This is a genomic window from Burkholderia sp. Bp8986 (assembly GCF_003854225.1).
Taxonomy (GTDB): domain Bacteria; phylum Pseudomonadota; class Gammaproteobacteria; order Burkholderiales; family Burkholderiaceae; genus Burkholderia.
This window is the reverse complement of sequence record NZ_QTQM01000011.1, coordinates 148,104-166,372: the sequence shown is the minus strand read 5'-3', so window position 1 is coordinate 166,372 and position 18,269 is coordinate 148,104. Positions and strand designations below refer to the sequence as shown.

Genomic DNA, 18,269 nt, shown 5'->3' with positions numbered 1-18,269 from the left:
AATTCCCACACGCCGTCGCTGTCGATGAACAGGTTGCGGCCGGCCTGCAGCTGGCCCCACGTGTCGCTCTTCAGGCCGACATACGCGCGGCGCGACCACATGCGTCCGCCGCCCGTCGTGCCGTTCATCACCTGGAACGCGGTTTCCAGGTTGAAGACCGTCGACATCCCGCCGCCGAGATCCTCGAAGCCCTTCAGGCCGAACATGCTGGTGCCCCAGTCGCCGCCTTCCGCGCTCCAGCGCGTCGAGCTGCCGCCGGGCGTCGCGATGTGGTTCAGGTATTCGACGCCGCCGTCGATCCGGCCGTACAGCGTCACGCTCGTCTGCGCGAACGCGGCCGCCGGTGCGGCGGCCACGATCAGCGATGCGAAATGTTTGAATGTGAGTCGCAAAATCAAGCTCGCCCCCTCCACGTCTCGACCGCCCGCTGCATGCCTCGCGAGCGCGCACGTTGTGTCCGCAATCGATCGAAAAAACATCCGGGCCCTCACCGCGCCAGGCGCGAGCAGGTTGCCCGACATCCCGATACCCTTCCTGCAAACGGCTGCTTGCCGATCGCACCGCACACGCCGGCGCATTATCGTTGGCCGGCAACCCATGCCATCACGGCAGCGATGGTGCAACGCATACCATACGAATCGACATGCACGCGCCTGACGTTGATAATCCGCCGAACTGCGACGGAACAAGTGACAAAGACGATGGAATCGATACGGTACGCGGCCGCCGCGAGCCTTCCTTGTGGACCGATTATGAGGGTAGGACAAGCACCGCGCGATGAACAACCACTATTTGGAAACTCACCCATGCCGCTCGTTTCTTGATGACGAAATCGAGTCGTGCCAGCATCGGACTTGCCGCCTCTGTTGCCGGCCATGCGCCGTGACGCTCCAGTGATGGTTGACGACGCAGTTGACGATGACGATCCATGCAATTGCAACACGCCCGCCACAGCACGCCATGTGAATCGGTGGACGATGAGAAGCGGGAATGACGCGGTTGCCGGCCGCGCACGTACCGGCCGCCACCCGAAGGCTTATCGCGGCGTTTCGACGTAGGTTTCCCTGCAGATCTCGCGCAGCGCCTGCACGAGCACATCCCGCGTCGGCGCATGCGATTCGGCGGCGCGGGTAAACAGCGCGATGGGCGGCAGCGTCCAGACCAGCGAGTAAGGCACGATCGCCACGCCGGCGATGCGCACCATTTCTTCCGCGATATCGGCCGGCACGATCGACACCGCGTCGTCGCTCGACGCGATCATTTCGCCGATCAGCTTCGACGAGTAGCTTTCGACGATCGGCACGGGCGGCGCGATGCCCGCCGACAGAAACAGGTCGGTCACCTGCTCCCGCATCGGCGTGTGGGGCGCGCCGAGAATCCAGTCCAGCGCGTGCAGCTTCTCCCAGTCGAGTTTCGTGCGGGCCAGTTTCGCGGCGAGCCGCCGGCTCGCGATCATGCGGGGCTGCTGCTGGTACAGGACTTCGAAGGAGACCTGCCCCAGATCGATCGCCGACGATGCCCGCCCGATCACGAGATCGACGCTGTGGTCCTTGAGCTGCAACAGCAGCTGATCGCTGGTGCCCTCGTGGATCGTCACGGTCAGGCGCCGTTCCATCCGGGACTGCAGGCGCTTGAGCGCCGCCGACAGCATCTGGCCCGAAATAAACGGAATCACGCCGATATGCAGGTGCGCCGCATGGCCGGCGGCGACCGCCTCCATCTCGCGGGCGAGATGGTCGAGATCCTTCAGCATCGCCTTGGCGCGCTCGAGCACGACCGAACCGAGCGCGGTCGGCCGCATCCCGCGCGACGAGCGCTCGAACAGCGGCGTGCCGAACATGCTTTCCAGCTCGGACAGCGCGTTCGTCACGGCGGGCTGGCTGCTGGCCATGTGCTCCGCGACGCGCGTCAGCGACCCGTGCTGCTGGATCTGCAGCAACAGCATCAGGTGCCGCATCTTCAGGCGCGCGCCAAGCCGCCTGACCACGTCGTTCGCGTCGAATGTCATTGCCGTACCGCCGCACCATCATGAAAAAGTGATGGACCGATATTAAAACAGAATCATCTCCTTATGGCTGATCCCTAGAATCACCTCCATGGATCGCGTCGGGACTGGCCTGACGCGCACGCCCGGACCCGACAACATGAAACAGACAGAGACCCAGCAGCAGGCCGCGTACGACTATCACGAGTTTCCGACCCCGGGGAAGATCTCCGTCGTCGCCAGCAAGCCGCTCGTGACGCAGCGCGATCTCGCGCTCGCCTACACGCCCGGCGTCGCCAGCGTCTGCGAGTCGATCGCCGCCGAGCCGCTGAACGCGCACCGCTTCACGAGCCGCGGGAATCTGGTGGGTGTCATCACCAACGGCACCGCCGTGCTGGGTCTGGGCAACATCGGCGCGCTCGCGTCCAAGCCGGTCATGGAAGGCAAGGCCGTGCTGTTCAAGAAGTTCGCGGGGATCGACGTGTTCGACATCGAGATCAACGAAACCGACCCGGACAAGCTCGTCGACATCATCGCCGGGCTCGAGCCCACCTTCGGCGGGATCAACCTCGAGGACATCAAGGCGCCGGAGTGCTTCACCGTCGAGCGCAAGCTGCGCGAGCGCATGAAGATTCCCGTCTTTCACGACGACCAGCACGGCACCGCCATCACCGTCGCCGCCGCGTTCATCAACGGGCTGAAGGTGGTCGGGAAGTCGATCAAGGAAGTGAAGGTCGTGACGTCCGGTGCCGGCGCGGCGGCGCTGGCCTGCCTGGACCTGCTCGTCGACCTCGGGCTGCCGGTCGCGAACATCTGGGCGACGGATATCGAAGGCGTCGTCTATCGCGGCCGCACCACGCTGATGGATCCGGCCAAGGAACGCTTCGCGCAGGAAACCGATGCGCGCACGCTGTCCGAAGTAATCGGCGACGCGGACGTGTTCCTCGGGTTGTCGGTCGGCGGCATCCTGAAGCCGGAGATGCTGAAGGCGATGGCCGCACGGCCGCTGATTCTCGCGCTCGCCAACCCGACGCCGGAGATCTTCCCGGAACTCGCGCACGCGACGCGCGACGACGTCGTGATCGCGACCGGCCGCTCGGATTTCCCGAACCAGGTCAATAACGTTCTCTGCTTCCCGTACATCTTCCGCGGCGCGCTGGATGTGGGCGCGACGACGATCACCCGCGAAATGGAAATCGCCGCGGTTCACGCGATCGCCGGCCTCGCGCAGGAAGAGCAGAACGATATCGTCGCGGCGGCCTACGGCGGCGACGAAGTGTCGTTCGGTCCGCAATACCTGATTCCGAAGCCGTTCGATCCGCGCCTGATCGTGCGTATCGCGCCGGCCGTCGCCAAGGCGGCGATCGAAGGCGGCGTGGCGACGCGCCCGCTTGCGGATCTCGACGCGTATGTCGAGCAGCTGCAGCAGTTCGTCTACCACTCGGGCGCGTTCATGAAGCCGCTGTTCGCGACCGCACGCCAGCTCGTGCGCGACGGCGGCAAGGCACGCATCGTGTTCACCGAAGGCGAGGACGAGCGCGTGCTCCGCGCGGTGCAGGTGATCGTCGACGAGAAGCTCGCGCGCCCGATCCTGGTCGGCCGTCCGGAAGTGCTGCTCGCGCGGATCGAGCGGTTCGGCCTGCGCCTGCGTCTCGGTCAGGACGTCGAGGTGACCAATCCGGAATACGACGAGCGCTTCCCGCAATACTGGACCACGTATTGGGAACTGCGCTGCCGCGACGGCATCTCGAAGGAAATGGCGCGCGTCGAGATGCGCCGGCGCCTGACGCTGATCGGCGCGATGATGGTGCGGCTCGGCGATGCGGACGGGATGATCTGCGGGACGGTCGGCGAGTATCACAACCACCTGCGCTTCGTCGATGAAGTGATCGGCAAGAAGCCCGATGCATCGACCTACGCGGCGATGAACATCCTGCTGCTCAATCAGCGGACGGTCGCGCTCGTGGATACGCACGTGAACGACAACCCGGATGCCGAGCAGATCGCTGAATTCACGATCGCGGCCGCGCGGCAGATGGAATGGCTGAACCTCACGCCGAAGGCCGCGCTGCTGTCGCGGTCGAACTTCGGGTCGGGCAGCGCGGCGTCGGGCGTGAAGATGCGCAAGGCGCTCGAGATCATCCGCGCGCACGCGCCGGATATCGAAGCCGATGGCGAGATGCATGGCGACTGCGCGCTCGATGAGGCGCTGCGTGCGCGGCTGCTGCCGATGTCGCCGCTGAAGGGCGCGGCGAACCTGCTCGTGTGCCCGAACGTCGATGCGGGGAACATCGCTTACAACCTGCTCAAGACGGAAGCCGGCAGCAACGTCGCGGTCGGGCCGTTCCTGCTGGGGGTCAATGCGCCGGTGAACATCCTCACGTCGAGCGCGACCGTGCGACGGATCGTGAACATGACGGCGTTGACCGTGATCGAAGCGAATCGGAACGTGGCGGGTTGAGTGCGGCCCAGGTAGTCGCATGATGGGGGCCGGCTGCGGCCGGCCCTGTCCTGCGAGCGGAGTATTAGAATCGTCGGCAATCGGCTGCCGATTCGGCGGCCGTCCCTGCTCGCGAGAAGACGCGATGAAGGTAACGATTGCATACCTCGACGAACCGCCATTTGGATGGACGGAACCAGATGGCACGGCAACCGGTGCCGACCTCGATCTCGCCGGCGAGATCCTTCGGGCGATCGGTGTCACGCGGATCGAACCTCACCTGACGACGTTCAGTGAACTGCTGCCCGGTGTCGCCGCAGGCCGCTGGGACATGAACGTTCCGCTCTTCGTTACGCCGGAACGCGCCGCCAAGGTCGCGTTCAGCGTACCCGTGTGGGGAATCGCGGACGGCTTTCTCGTTCGCGCCGGAAACCCGAAGCAACTGACCCGCTATGCCTCGCTTGCCGCGCGTCCCGATGCACGTCTTGGCATCATTACCGGACAGGTACAGCACGACTCGGCGAAAGCCGCGGGCGTGAGCGAGCATCAGATCACCCTGTTCGACCGGCAAGCCGATGCAATCGACGCGGTGCGCGCCGGCGCGGTCGACGCGTACGCGAGTACTGCGCTCGGACTTCGGATCGTGGCGAAGCGGATGGGCGGCGCATTGCTCGAGGCCGTCGCGCACGAACCGGTAGCGGACCGGATACACCACCGGCCTCCGTTGGGTGCCTTCTCGTTCAATCGACAAAACAGCGCGCTGCTCGATGCGATCAACCGGCAGTTGCGCTCGTATCTGGGCTCGCCGGAGCATCGCGCGCGCATGGCGGGATTCGGATTGAGCAGTGCCGAAATCGATCCTGCCCTCCGCTGAAACGGTGCCGCGACGATGAGCACCGGCAACTGGAGAAAGCGCATTCGACATGGTGATGCTGGAAGCTGCGCATTGCGCACGCTTGTACTCGTGCTAGTACAACATGCCGCAATTGCACTGAATAATTAAATGCCGCGGTTATCCTGTGAGGATGAGTTGAGGCCATCACGCAACTCTACTATTTTCTGCTCCGGGTGCTTCCCCTTCCCCAAGGTCGCGCCCACGTCTCGCGTGAAGTAGCAGATGGCGCGGAAACACGCGACCACGAGCGTCCTCGCCTTGCATATCACTATGCGGCCATCTATAGTCACTCTGCATCTTGATTACCGGTCGATATGCGGCGCCGGTCCTCGTGCGCTCGCGCATTTGCACAGCGACATGGGTCAGGGACAAGGGGGGAACCATGAAGAGCGCGCTGCCCGCCATGATCGTCGCGTTCACGCTCTCGGGCGCGGTATGGGCGCAAGATTCAGGTCTGGCGACCGATCCGCCTGTACTCAAGGTCGGCGACAGTTGGAGCTATACGCGCCGAGACCCCATCGACAAAGTTAAGGTGTCGCACTTCCAGTTAAAGGTCACCTCGGTATCTGGCGAGACCGTCATGGTCACCCGCACGCCGGACAACAGCGCGCCGAGCGATTTCCAGACTGACCGCTCCTGGTCCATGCCGACCGAAATAGACGGACAGAATGCCAGATATCGCTACCTCGACTTCCCGCTTACACCCGGCAAGTCATGGAAAGCCACCGTGGGCTGGAGCGATGGCAGCGGCGACCCATTCAAGAGCGAGCTCGAATTCACGGTTTTGGGACCGGAACGCGTGACCGTACCGGCAGGCACGTTCGACACAATCAAGATCGCGGCAAGCGGCATGTGGGAGAAGATCAATGCGCGCGCGCGCGGCGCGATTGCAGAGACACTGTGGTACGCACCGCAAGTCAAGCGTTTTGTCCGTTACGACGTGTTGAACAACGGCTACCTAAATGGGCCGTCGTTCGGCTATTCGCTACTGCTCGACCAGTATCAGGTGCAGTGACGTCGACGACGACTGTCGGTCGATCCGACGCAGGCTAGTACAATATCCTGCAAAGAGGTTTAATAATTGTCGGGCTGCAAGTACGGCAGCAGCAGCGTGACGACCACCTCGGTCATTTCGTCGAGCGTACCGGAGCCTGGCAGGGGTTCCCAACGTCCACTATTGCTGCGAAAGGCGGCGCCATAACGACTGCGGCCGAGTTCGGTCAGCCGAGCCACCACGGTCGGCTCCTCGTCGTCCAGACGTTTAATCAGCAGGTGACGCCCGTAGGCTTGCGTGACGATCCGCTCATGGCCGAGCAGGCTGCGCAGTTGTCGCTGCAGTTCAAGAGCGTTGTGTTTGGCGGGTAAAGCTGGCATGTCGGTCCCTCGATTACGATGCGCCGCCTTGTAGCGGATAGCCCCGGGAACTCCATTTGAATGGGCGCGCGGCCTGATTCCGTTCGTTGACGAACTGCTCGGTGCGCTCGCGCAGATGCGCGGTGCTGGTGTGACTGGCGTGCCGCAGCACCCGGCGCGTGTAGCGGGCAAACCAGAGTTCGATCTGATTGACCCAGCTCGCGTGCAACGGCGTGAAGTGGAAGTGAAACCGCTTGCCGTGCCGCGTGTTGAATGCCTGCCAGACGGTTTGGGCGCGATGCGTGTTCAGGTTGTCCCAAACCACGTGCACCTGTTTGCCCCGGTACGCGACTGCCACGCGCTCCATGAAGGCGACCAGATCGTCCCGGGTACGCCGATCACGGCGCTCTGCCAGCACCTGTCCGGTATGCACATCGAGCGCGGCAATCAACGCCTGGGTGCCGTGACGGATATATTCGAATTCACGACGACGCAGCCGTCTTGGTGCGGGCGAGCGTCCCGGGTGCTTGCGCTCGATGGCCTGAATGCCGGTCTTCTCGTCGATACTGAGCACCACCGCGTTTCGCAGTGCCTTGTGGTACAACTTGCAAATCCCGTTGACCTTCTCGCGAAAGACCGGATCTGGACTGTGCAGCCATTGCCGGACCCGGTGCGGGCGTACATCTCCGGCCTGCAGAATGCGCTGCACGTGGCTACGGCTGATCTGCTCGACGACGCCGCGCTCCACCGCACGCGCCACAATCTCGTCGAGCGTCGGCGTGACACGTCCCTCAGGTTCCTGCGCTTCACACGCCAGCGCAATCAACTGTAGTCGCGCTTCGTGCGTAATGCGTGGCGGACGGCCACCGCGCTCGCACTCGCGAATGCCTTGGACACCTTGCCGCGCTATGCGCTTGCGCCACAGGCAGACCGTTTGTACGGATACCCCAAGTTCCCGCGCAATCACCGTATTGGAGTGGCCCTCGTGGGCTCACAATGCGATGCGCGCGCGCATCACATCTCGCTGCGCAGCCGTCTTCCGCTCAATCCGCGAGGGCAGTTCCTGTCGTTCTTTATTTGCCAGCTTCACCGGCGTTGCATGGCGGCCTCGGCTCATCCCGTCATGATATCCGGGGCGATTAATTATTCAACCAATTTACGGGATGTCGTACTAGTGCTCGCGAAAGCGGGCGGCGCCGCTGGCGCGCGTCGAGACGCCGAACCGTTTTCCGGAGGGACGTTCGCCGCTCGACACGGTTTCAATACGCCGGTGCGAACTGTCGAGCAGGACTGTCGCTGACGGGTAACGGCCGGCAGCGGCGTTGAACGTCGAAGACGACACCTGGAGGCCATGACGTGACGGACACCGAAAAATACGTGATGGAGTGCATCACCAAATGGGTCTGGTCGGGCTTTAACGACCCCGATGATGTGCGGGAAATGATGGAGGACATCCTGGAGCCGGACTGCGACGCGGATCGGCCGGAAGGTTTCATCGAGTCGGAATTCGAGCGCAAGGCTGCGGCAGAACGGTCCTGGCCTTGGGAGACGGATTGCGATCGGCTGGATCGCGTGTTCGATGAACTGGACGACGACGGCATCTGCGCGCTGTCGAACGCCGGATACACGATGTCGGATGGCCACTCGGACGTTTCGGAAGCCGTGCAGGACGCGCCGCAAGGGCGCTATCACGGGTACTGCTTTTATCACGGACAGGATGTCGAAAGAGCGCTGGATGGACACGGCCTCACGCTCGCCTTCGGCGACCTCGCCGGCGACGACGCGCGTGGTGCGGTAGTGGGCCGCCGGGTCGCGGAAGCGCTTGGGCGGGCCGGGTTCGAAACGTCCTGGAACGGGTCTGTCGCCAGTCGTATCGAGCTTCCATCGTTCGACTGGAAGAGACGCCATCGGTAGCATCGGGTGTATAGGCCGGGATCTGACTGGTGGGTCGACGTCAGATTAGGTCTCGGATAATACGACTGTTCGTCGCCAATGGTGGTGATCGACCTGAAGCGGACGGTCAGCTTTCTACAAAGCAGCCATTCGCTTCAGATCGGCCAGACGCATAGTCCCATGGAACAGTTCAGACCGGACTGCGGTCGATCGTCACTACACGTAGACATTTGGAAGATCGATCACATACATCTTCCTCCAGCGGCCCGACGAGTTCCCCAGCAGAGCGACAGCGCTACAGCACGTTCGAATCGCCTCCCGCGCATACAGACGATGTTCGAGCTCGACGGCAGCCAAATGTGCTGTCGCAGCATCGCCGTGTGCGACAGTCAGATGTGGGACGATGCCATCGTGTCCGCCACCATAGGGGCGAAACATGGGGAATCGCTCGACCAGCGCAGTCGTCAAGGCGACAAACGGTTCTGGCGGATCGGGAGCAAGATAAGTGGTGACCGCAAACCGCTCGACCTTCCTCAACGAAAATTCGAACGGCCGCACGTTACTCAGCGCGCTTTGTGCCTGATGAAGGACATCGGGCGTAATTTCATCAGGCGGCATGAAGGGAAACAGGACCGTGATATGCGCCGGCACGCCCAAGTCAGAGGTAGCATCAAACCGGCTCCGAAGGTCCGCTACTGTTGACTCGGCTGCGGGAACCTCAACGACGAACGCTGTTGTGAGCATTCGGGAATCCTCTCGCGTCGATTGACCATTTATGGTCGACTTCCGTCGGTAACTCGCCCCTTGACTGCCTGCGGCATCTCTAAATGATGATGGTCACACGGGGCCAGCGGTCCTTGTATCTTTTCTGCTGGATTCGCTGAAGATAGGTATCAATGCTGACACGCGCTGGATTGCGTCGTACCACCATGGAAAAGAGGTCGTCGAGCCCGTATGGCGCGCAGACATCAATTGTCCCGTCACGAAGCAAAGTCAGCCCTACCGTCGTCGTGTACTCCGGCCACGACGCAATGGCTTCGGCCAGTGAACCGAAGGGGGGCACCGGATGCCCAAAGGCGCTCTCGAACCAGAGATGAACAGCGGCCTGATTCGTGACCTCCCACGGAATTTCGGGACACTGCGCCGTGAGGCTGCGCTGGATTTCGGCATCGCGAATCGACGACAAGTCGGACGGGTCGAAGTAGGCTAAATCGACGTCGGCTAGGCGTGTCGGAGTCACATATCCATGGAGCGAGTCCCAGACCAAATTGCGAATGGCCCCTGCGCCAATGCACCAGGATTTCAGGCCCATTGCACGTGCCGCCGACAGCGCCGACAGACACCAAGATGACTGTCGGGCTATTTCGACTAATCTTTCATTGAGATTCATCGCGGATCTACGCAGCCTAAACGAGCAGCACTGCTCAGATTGTCATCAAATCCGGCCACACTGTCGAGTGACCGGAACTGGCCGCCCGTCACCCGCGGAGGAAGCGATGATCGGCCCCACGAACGGCTGCCTGGGCGTGCAATTCGCCCCTCGTCCGAAAACACTTGACCTTGTCACAGTGACAAGGCGTCCACTGTCGGGCGAGGAGGCGTTCATGACCCGTCACTATCCCCCGACTTCCCGTCACGCACTGACCACGGCACTCGAGCATCCGGACGCTTCGCTCCGTCTTGCGGCTGCGCTGGGTGCCGGCACGGCTCCCGATCCAGGCCAGATCACGCTACTGGTGAAGCGTTGCGGTGTCGAACCGGATTTCTTCGTTCGCGACATGCTCACATGGGCGCTCACCCGGCATGCGCAGGATCTGACCTTGCCATTGCTGCTTGACGAGCTGCGCTCGCCGTTGGCGCAAGCGCGTAGCCAGGCGCTGCATACGCTCTCGAAGATCGGCGACCCCGCAACCTGGTCAGCGATCACGAGCGGGCATCTACATGACCCCGATCCTGAGGTGGCACGAACTGCGTGGCGCACCGCGGCAGGGCTGATGCCGACCTGGCAACGAGCCGCCCTGGCACGCGAACTGGTTCGCGAGCTGGGCCGCGGCGACAAGGACCTCAAGCGGAGTCTGAGCCGGGCCTTACTCATGCTTGGAGACGACGCCATGGCCCCGCTCGATGCGGCGGTACGACACACGGACCCGGCGGTTCGCGTTCATGCCTGCGCGAGCCTCAGGCTCATCGCGGACCCGGAGAGTGCGTTTGTGCTCGATCCATCCGATGCGTGGCGCGCAGGTGCACCGTTGCCCTACGCCGATGAATAGGCGGATTGACGGCGATCGATGTGATGAGCCACGTGTTGGCCGAGGTGATGGAAGCCGTTGGCGGTTTGTTAGAATTTTCGAGGCTCGATGGGAGCCAAGGCCGAGACACGACGCGGCGTGAACCAGATGACACCGGAGACAAGTGATGCGCATCAGCGAGTTGGCCAATCGTTCCGGCGTCAGCGCGCGCATGCTGCGGCACTACGACGCGATCGGACTGGTCAGCCCATCGGGACGTACGGAAGCGGGATACCGCGAGTATTCGCAAGCCGATGCCTTGCGCCTGTTCCAGGTGGAGAGCCTGCGCTCGCTGGGCCTTGGGCTGGCCGAGGTGCGTCAGGCGCTCAGCCAACAGGCGCCTCACCCCGATGTGCTCATTGACGCGCTGATGGTTCGCAGCCGCGAGCGGCTGGCCGCAGAGCAAGCGTTGCTTTGCCGGCTGACTTCTGTGTCCGCCACCTCTCCCGATGATTGGTCAGCAGTGCTTGATGTCGTGCATCTGTTGAAAGGACTGGAGTCGACGCATGCGCCTGAGAGACAGCGTGCTGCGTTTGACGCGGCGTCCAGCGATGCCCCGCTTGCAGCACTCATCGCCCACGCACTGCTCCAGGAACAAGAGCCGAATGTCGCAGGTGCGCTGCACTGGGCGCTTGGAAGAACCGTAGGCAGCGGCGCCAGCGTACTTGGCGCGGCGCTTCAACAGCCCGATCCGGCAGTACGCGAACGGGCCGTGCTCGCGCTGGCGAAACTCGGCGGTTCCGATGCGGTGGAGACCTTGCGTGGCTCGCTCCTCGACCCCGCGGAGCGCGTGCGGTATCGCGCTGCGCGGGTGCTGGGCGGATGGGGGATACGCGACGCCATTCCCCTGCTGATCGAGCAGGTTCTTGGCGGGACTCACGATGTCGAGGCGGCCGATGCGTTAGCCGATTTGGCGGAAGACCCCGCGATCGCAATGCAAATTGTGGAGCGCTTTGAAACAGCGATCTCGGACGGTCGAGCCGATGTCCCGACCCGTGTACGGATTTGTCAGGCGCTCGCCGAATTCAATGGCACGGCGTCGGCCCTGCTTGCCCGGCTGGCCGCCGATCCAGACCCGTCCGTGGCGCGCAATGCGCGTTACGTGATCGGTATTCGCAACGACGCGCCAACGTAGTCGAGTTTGAGTTTGATAGTCGGCCTATTCCTTGGGGGCGAATGCCCTCATTTCCTGTCTCTCCCGGATCTGTCGGCGGGGAAATAGTCTGCTCGCTTGCTCGGCAGCAGACGTGCGCTTGTCCGGGAGGATCTCATATCAGGAGCGGCCGGAGATAGCAGAGAAGCCAGCATTTCGACTTCAGACGCCAAATGTCAGCTGGTGGCCGGCTACCGCCGCACGCGGTCGACCGTCGCCGACCCATCTCGGTCGTGCGACGCCGGTGCCCGTCGACGGCCGCTTTCAAAGCACAGAAGCCGCCCGACGGAAGGATTGCGGAAAGCAGACTAAACGGCTTGTTGTTGGCGCAGGAACTCCAGCACCATCCGGTTGAATCGCTCTGCGTGCTCCCATTGCGCCCAGTGCCCGCAGCGCCCGAACACATGCAGATCGGCGTTCGGCATACCCCAAACGAGCCGCAGGCCGACATCCATCGGCACGAAACGGTCATCGCGCCCCCAAATCACGAGCGCGGGCGCCTTGATTTCGTTCAGCCGGTGACCGTAGTCTGGAAATTGCTTCGGATTGGCCGCCAGACTCTTCACGAAGTTCTCGAGATGATCGCGCCGCGCCAGCATATTATCGAGCCGCGTCTGCATCAGCTCTTCCGTCATCGTGCTCGCATCGTAGACGAACACATTGAGCATCTTCTTCAGGTTCTCGAGCGTTGGGTTGCGATACAGCCCTTGCAGCAGCTTGATGCCTTCGGTCGGCATCGGCACAAACTGGCTCGGACCGCCCGTGCCGCCGCCCATCAGCACCAGCTTGCCGACGCGCTCCGGATACGACAACGCGAAGGCCACCGCGCTATGCCCGCCCATCGAGTTGCCGACGAGATGCGCGCGTTCGATGCCGAGCGTATCCAGCACGCCTTTCAGCACGCGCGCGTTGAGGTCGGAGCGCGAGCCGGTGCAGACGATCGAATCGCTCTTGCCCCAGCCGGGACAGTCGACGAGGATCACGCGATAACCCGCGTTCGCGAACGCGTCCACATTGCGATGGAAGTTCGCCCAGCCGCTCGCGCCGGGACCAGAGCCGTGCAGCAGAACGAGCGTTTCCTTGCCCGCGCCGGTGTCGTTGTAGTGCACGCGCAGTTCCGTGCCGCCTTCCACCACGTTCACATACTTGCTGGTCGCGGCTTCGCTATGAGTCACAGTGTCAGTCATGTCGATATCCTTCGTCAGATTGATTCGGTTCCAAACGTGCGCGAGCCGTCGGCCGACTCGCGCGGAAATTTCCCGACCACCGCGAGCGCGCCGAGCGCCGCGATCACGATGAGCGGAATGCTGGAGATCACGAGCATCGACGCGCTCTGGCCGAGCGCAAACAGTTGCCCGGCGATCAGCGGGCCTACCATCGAGCCGACGCGGCCGACGGCCACCGCCGCGCCGACGCCCGTGCCTCGAACCCGCGTCGGATACGTTGCACCGGCGAGCGCGTACAGCACTGACTGCGTGCCGACGAGAAACAGGCCCGCCAGCAGGCCGCCCAATGCCATCGACGTGCTGCCGTTCGCGCTGGCGAGCGCAAGCAACGCAGTCGCGATGCCGGTATACATGCCGACCACGACCACGCGCTTGCCGATGCGATCCATCAGGCCGGCGATCACGATCGCACCGATGCCGCCACCGATGTTGAACATCATCTGCACGATGCTTGCCTGTACCGGCGTGAGGCCGTGCGAGAGCACCATCGACGGCAACCAGTTCATCAAGAAGTACAGCACGATCAGCGTCCCCAAATAGCTGACCCACAACGCGATGGTCGTCACCGCACGCCCGTCACTGAAGAGCGCGCGCGCGATGCCGTCCTTCGACTCATGGGTCGCACCCTGGCCAGCCGCGACGAAGTGCGTCGACTCCTTAATGAAAAGCGCCAGCAGCGGCAAGGTCAGCAGCGGGCCGATCCCGCCGACATAGAAGATATGCCGCCAGGCCTCGACGCTCGGGCTGACGATGCCGATTACCGCCGCGAGCGCCGCTCCGAAGGGCATGCCGCAGTACATCGCGCCGACCGCCGTGCTGCGTTGTCCGGGCGCTGCCGCCTCCGCACACAGCGCGATCAGGTTCGGCATCGCAGCGCCGAGACCGAGGCCCGTGAGAAAGCGCACGACGAGCAGGCTCTGCAGATCCCACACCTGGGTCGTTGCGATCGAAAATATCCCGAACAGTGCGACCGACATCATCAGCACGCGCTTGCGGCCGATGCGATCCGCGAGCCTGCCGCCAATCGCCGCGCCCGGCAGCAGACCGAGCGCGCCGATGCCGAATGCCCAGCCGAGCTGCGCGGCAGCGAGATGAAACTCGCGTGCCATGCGCGGCGCGGCGATGCCGGTGGATTGCAGATCGAGCCCTTCGAGGAGCGCGACTGCGAAGCACAGGCCGATGGTGATGGCGCTGCCGGCGCGCGGGGGGGAAGCCGTTGACGTTTTCATTGATGTCTCCAGGTTGAACGATGCAGCGCTCTTCATGGCGCGTGGCATACCGAATGGTTCAGGCGCGTGCTTCGCGCTTCTTCAGATCGAGCGCGACATCGACGATCATGTCTTCCTGACCGCCCACCATGCGTCGCTTGCCGAGCTCGACGAGAATGTCGACGGCTTTCAGGCCGTACTTCTTCGCCGCGATTTCAGAATGCCGCAGGAAGCTCGAATACACGCCCGCATAGCCGAGCGCGAGCGTTTCGCGGTCCACCCGCACCGGTCGGTCCTGCAACGGGCGGACGATATCGTCGGCCGCATCGAGCAGGCGATAGAGATCGGTGCCGTGATGCCAGCCAAGGCGCTCGGCCGCCGCGATGAACACTTCGAGCGGGGCATTGCCCGCTCCCGCACCCATGCCCGCCAGGCTCGCATCGATGCGGTCGCACCCCTCCTCGACCGCGACGATCGAGTTGGCCACGCCGAGGCTCAGGTTGTGATGGGCATGCATGCCCGTGTGGGTCTCGGGGCGAAGCACGGCCTTGAGCGCCCTGAAGCGCGCACGGATGTCGTTCATGTTCATCGCGCCGCCGGAATCGACCACGTACACGCAGGTCGCGCCGTAGCTTTCCATCTTCTTCGCCTCGATAGCGAGGTGGTCAGGCGTGGTCATGTGGCTCATCATCAGAAAGCCGACGGTATCCATGCCGAGGCTGCGCGCATATTCGATGTGCTGCTTGGAAATGTCCGCTTCCGTGCAATGGGTCGCGACACGTACGACACGCGCGCCCGCGTCGTACGCGGCCTTCAGGTCGTGAATCGTGCCGATGCCGGGCAGCAGCAGCGTCGCGATTTTCGCGTGCTTCACCACATCGGCTACCGCCTCGATCCATTCCAGATCACTGTGCGCGCCGAAGCCGTAGTTGAAGCTCGAACCCTGCAGGCCGTCGCCATGTGCGACCTCGATGCTGTCGACCTTCGCTTCATCCAGCGCGCGGGCAATGTCCTGAACGTTCTGAATCGAATACTGATGACGGATCGCGTGCATGCCGTCGCGCAGCGTCACATCGGAGATATAGAGTTTTTTGTCCATGATCGGGTGCTCCTTGCTTCAGGCGTTCACGAGCGACGCGGCCATGCGTTCGGCCGTTGCCAGCGCGGCGGAAGTCATGATGTCGAGATTGCCCGCGTAGGCCGGCAGATAATGGGCCGCGCCTTCCACTTCGATGAAGATCGAGGTCTTCAGGCCGCTGAAACGGCCGAGTCCGGGAATATGCAACGGCGCAGCGGAGGGGATGTCGTCGAACTGCACGGATTGCTTCAGGCGATAGCCGGGCACATAGGCCTGGACCGCCGCGGCCATCTGATCGACGGACGTTTCGATCAGCGTCCGGTCTGCCGCTTCGGACAGCACATAGACCGTGTCGCGCATCATGAGCGGAGGCTCGGCCGGGTTGAGCACGATGATCGCCTTGCCCTTGCCGGCACCGCCGACCGCTTCGATCGCCTTCGACGTCGTCTCGGTGAACTCGTCGATGTTGGCGCGCGTACCAGGTCCCGCCGACTTGCTGCTGATCGACGCGACGATCTCCGCGTAATGCACCTTCGCGACCCGCGACACTGCCGCGACCATCGGGATCGTCGCCTGTCCGCCGCACGTGACCATGTTCACGTTCGGCGCATCGAGTTGCGCGTCGAGGTTCACCACCGGCACGCAGTACGGGCCGATGGCAGCGGGCGTCAGATCGATCATGCGGATGCCTGGCTTGAGCGTGCGCAGGAACGCGTCGTTCGCCACATGTGCGCCGGCAGACGTCGCATCGAACACGAAGTCGATCTGGTCGAACACGGGCAGGCGCGCAAGCCCTTCCACGCCGTCATGCGTCGTCGCCACGCCGAGCTTCGCCGCGCGCGCGAGACCGTCCGAGGCCGGATCGATGCCGACCATCGCCGCGACTTCGAGATGCCGGCTGCGACGCATGATCTTTATCATCAGGTCGGTGCCGATGTTGCCCGATCCGATGATCGCGGCTTTGCACTTGGTGTTGTCTGCTGCCATGGAAATGTCTCCGTCCGTCATTCGCTGAAACTGGCGCGCACACCGCCGAGCCCTTCGATGTGTGCCGTATAAGTGCCGGCCGCGTTCACCGCGACCATCGGGCCGAGCGCACCCGTCAGCACGATGTCGCCGGCGCGCAGCGGCGTGCCGAGTCGAACCATCCGATCCGCGAGCCACGCAGCCGCATTCAGTGGATTGCCGAGGCACGCACTTCCATTGCCGCGTGAAAGCACTTCGCCGTCCTGCGTGAGCGTCATGGCACACGCGCTCAGCTCGATATCGCGCAGCAGCACCGGCCGGCTACCGAGCACGAACAGCGCGCTCGACGCGTTGTCCGCGACGGTGTCGAAAAACCGGATATCCCAGTCGCGGATGCGACTGTCGACGACCTCGATCGCGGCCACCGCATACGCGGTCGCCGAGATCAGATCCGCGAAGGTGTGTTTCTCGGCGGTCAGGTCGCGGTCGAGCACGAGTGCGATCTCCGCTTCGACCTTCGGCTGAATCAACGAGGCGAGCGGCATCGGCTGGCTGTCGCCGTAAGCCATCGACGCGAACAACGCGCCGAAGTCGGGCTGATCGACGCCGAGTTGCTTCTGCACCGCGGGCGAAGTCAGGCCGATCTTCCTGCCGACGACGCGCTCGCCGTTCGCCGCGCGCAAGTCGTTGTTGATCTGCTGGATCGCGTACGCGAGTGCCGGATCGCCTTCGGGACACGTATCGCGCAGTGGCGCGATCGTCCGACGCAAGGACTGCGCCTCACGCAGGCGCGCGGCCATCGAAAGAATGTTGCTGTCATCCGACATGGTTCTATCTCCTGGAAAGAGTCCGTTCTCGCGCGTGCATCGCGCCGAAGCCCGCGATCCATTCCGGAATCGCACGGTAGTAATCGATCGATGCCTCGTAGCGACCGCTCGCCGCAAGCGCACCGAATGCCGCAACCCACGTGCGGATCTCATGTGCGGACTTGCCTGCCTCGCGCGTGATCGCTTCGTTCGTGAAGCCATCGGCGGCGGTGAGTTCACCGCGTTCGAGCAGTTCGAGAAATTTCTGGTCCCATGCGGGATTGAGCGGATGCAGCCGGCTGTCACCCGCCGCGAATGCCTTGGCCGCCGCGACGGTGCGCGACTGCCGCGCATCGCGCGACTCCTGTGACGGGTTGCGCCCCGCGATCAACCGTTCCGCGACGACATCGTCCGCGCCCGAGATTTCCGGCACCGGCGGCTCATGCGAAATACCGCCCGAGCCGATCAGCAACACGCGCCGCGGCATGCGCGCGACGGCACGGCCGATCGCATCGCCGAGCAGCCGGGCGCGGCGGCACGACGCCATCGGCGGCGCAACCGAGTTGATGAAAACGGGCACTACTGGATAGCGATCGATGCCACCGGTGAGTACCTCGAGCGCCTGCGCGCAGCCGTGATCGACCTGCATGCGATACGAAACGGCTACGTCGATATCGCTCGCGATTGCGGCATCGGCGAGCGCGAGCGCCACATCGCGCGCGACGGGCAACGGGCCGGCCGCGCTGCCGAAATCGCCGATGGCCGTCGCACTCACGCCGATGCAGAACTGCGGCATCACGTCGTAGAAAAATCCGTTGTAGTGGTCCGGCGCGAACACGATCACCAGCTCCGGATCGAACGCATCGACCCGCTCGCGCGCCGCGCGCTGCACCAGTTCGACTTCCGCGACGACTTCCGGACTGGGGTCGAAATACCCGTGCAAGGGCGTGTGCGACATGCATTCGAGATGAATCGGCAT

At 63.5% G+C, this 18,269-nt stretch carries 17 protein-coding genes and 1 pseudogene; 6 read left to right on the top strand and 12 right to left on the bottom strand.

What is annotated here, in order from left to right:
- Together DID99_RS13500 and DID99_RS13495 are read right to left on the bottom strand one after the other, a co-directional pair.
- Positions 1-359 (bottom strand): porin (locus DID99_RS13500; RefSeq protein ID WP_409362697.1); only part of this gene is annotated, 359 nt, incomplete at its 3' end.
- A 677-nt stretch (positions 360-1,036) separates the two neighbouring features.
- The gene (locus DID99_RS13495) at positions 1,037-2,008 is read right to left on the bottom strand and encodes a LysR substrate-binding domain-containing protein (RefSeq protein ID WP_044847779.1); all 972 of its coding nucleotides are present in this window, start codon (positions 2,006-2,008) and stop codon (positions 1,037-1,039) included.
- A gap of 136 nt (positions 2,009-2,144) precedes the next feature.
- Here DID99_RS13495 and DID99_RS13490 point away from each other — a divergent pair, with 136 nt between their 5' ends.
- The 3 genes from DID99_RS13490 (at position 2,145) to DID99_RS13480 (ending at position 6,334) form a co-directional block, all read left to right on the top strand.
- Positions 2,145-4,445: an NADP-dependent malic enzyme gene (locus DID99_RS13490; protein ID WP_124521810.1), complete on the top strand. Its 2,301-nt coding sequence runs from the start codon at positions 2,145-2,147 to the stop codon at positions 4,443-4,445.
- 124 nt (positions 4,446-4,569) lie between these two features.
- On the top strand, positions 4,570-5,298 hold the full coding sequence (locus tag DID99_RS13485) for a transporter substrate-binding domain-containing protein (protein WP_124666930.1): 729 nt from the start codon (positions 4,570-4,572) through the stop codon (positions 5,296-5,298).
- A 403-nt stretch (positions 5,299-5,701) separates the two neighbouring features.
- Entirely contained in the window at positions 5,702-6,334 is a 633-nt protein-coding gene (locus DID99_RS13480; protein WP_124666929.1) for a hypothetical protein, read from the top strand.
- Between the two features lie 59 nt (positions 6,335-6,393).
- Here DID99_RS13480 and DID99_RS13475 read toward each other — a convergent pair whose 3' ends face one another.
- Positions 6,394-6,693, bottom strand: a complete 300-nt coding sequence (locus DID99_RS13475; protein WP_124666928.1) for a hypothetical protein — start codon at positions 6,691-6,693, stop codon at positions 6,394-6,396.
- Positions 6,694-6,706: 13 nt separating this feature from the next.
- Positions 6,707-7,789, bottom strand: a pseudogene (locus tag DID99_RS13470) (IS630 family transposase).
- Positions 7,790-8,028: 239 nt separating this feature from the next.
- Between DID99_RS13470 and DID99_RS13465 the strand changes: the two are divergent.
- The gene (locus tag DID99_RS13465; protein ID WP_124666927.1) at positions 8,029-8,586 is read left to right on the top strand and encodes a DUF6891 domain-containing protein; all 558 of its coding nucleotides are present in this window, start codon (positions 8,029-8,031) and stop codon (positions 8,584-8,586) included.
- 195 nt (positions 8,587-8,781) lie between these two features.
- Here the strand turns inward: DID99_RS13465 and DID99_RS13460 are convergent, their stop codons facing one another.
- A complete protein-coding gene (locus tag DID99_RS13460) occupies positions 8,782-9,309 on the bottom strand; it encodes a 2'-5' RNA ligase family protein (RefSeq protein ID WP_124666926.1) in 528 nt (175 codons plus the stop codon).
- Positions 9,310-9,388: 79 nt separating this feature from the next.
- Positions 9,389-9,955, bottom strand: coding sequence for a nucleotidyltransferase family protein (locus DID99_RS13455; RefSeq protein WP_124666925.1), 567 nt, complete (start codon positions 9,953-9,955; stop codon positions 9,389-9,391).
- Positions 9,956-10,061: 106 nt separating this feature from the next.
- Here DID99_RS13455 and DID99_RS13450 point away from each other — a divergent pair, with 106 nt between their 5' ends.
- Together DID99_RS13450 and DID99_RS13445 are read left to right on the top strand one after the other, a co-directional pair.
- A complete protein-coding gene (locus DID99_RS13450; RefSeq protein ID WP_221623051.1) occupies positions 10,062-10,835 on the top strand; it encodes a hypothetical protein in 774 nt (257 codons plus the stop codon).
- Positions 10,836-10,980: 145 nt separating this feature from the next.
- Complete coding sequence (locus DID99_RS13445; protein ID WP_124666924.1) at positions 10,981-11,988, top strand: HEAT repeat domain-containing protein; 1,008 nt, start codon at positions 10,981-10,983, stop codon at positions 11,986-11,988.
- 326 nt (positions 11,989-12,314) lie between these two features.
- On the opposite strand, the gene DID99_RS13440 is transcribed toward DID99_RS13445, so the two are convergent.
- The 6 genes from DID99_RS13440 to DID99_RS13415 are packed head-to-tail and all read right to left on the bottom strand — an operon-like array spanning position 12,315 to position 18,269.
- Complete coding sequence (locus DID99_RS13440; RefSeq protein ID WP_124521544.1) at positions 12,315-13,193, bottom strand: alpha/beta fold hydrolase; 879 nt, start codon at positions 13,191-13,193, stop codon at positions 12,315-12,317.
- 14 nt (positions 13,194-13,207) lie between these two features.
- The gene (gene mhpT, locus DID99_RS13435; RefSeq protein ID WP_124666923.1) at positions 13,208-14,461 is read right to left on the bottom strand and encodes a 3-(3-hydroxy-phenyl)propionate transporter MhpT; all 1,254 of its coding nucleotides are present in this window, start codon (positions 14,459-14,461) and stop codon (positions 13,208-13,210) included.
- Positions 14,462-14,519: 58 nt separating this feature from the next.
- Positions 14,520-15,542, bottom strand: coding sequence for a 4-hydroxy-2-oxovalerate aldolase (gene dmpG, locus DID99_RS13430; protein ID WP_311767492.1), 1,023 nt, complete (start codon positions 15,540-15,542; stop codon positions 14,520-14,522).
- A 15-nt stretch (positions 15,543-15,557) separates the two neighbouring features.
- Positions 15,558-16,505 carry an acetaldehyde dehydrogenase (acetylating) gene (locus DID99_RS13425; RefSeq protein ID WP_124485186.1) on the bottom strand — a complete coding sequence of 316 codons (948 nt, stop codon included), beginning with the start codon at positions 16,503-16,505 and terminating at the stop codon, positions 15,558-15,560.
- Positions 16,506-16,522: 17 nt separating this feature from the next.
- Complete coding sequence (gene mhpD / locus DID99_RS13420) at positions 16,523-17,311, bottom strand: 2-keto-4-pentenoate hydratase (RefSeq protein WP_124666921.1); 789 nt, start codon at positions 17,309-17,311, stop codon at positions 16,523-16,525.
- A 4-nt stretch (positions 17,312-17,315) separates the two neighbouring features.
- On the bottom strand, positions 17,316-18,269 hold the full coding sequence (locus tag DID99_RS13415) for a 3-carboxyethylcatechol 2,3-dioxygenase (RefSeq protein ID WP_124666920.1): 954 nt from the start codon (positions 18,267-18,269) through the stop codon (positions 17,316-17,318).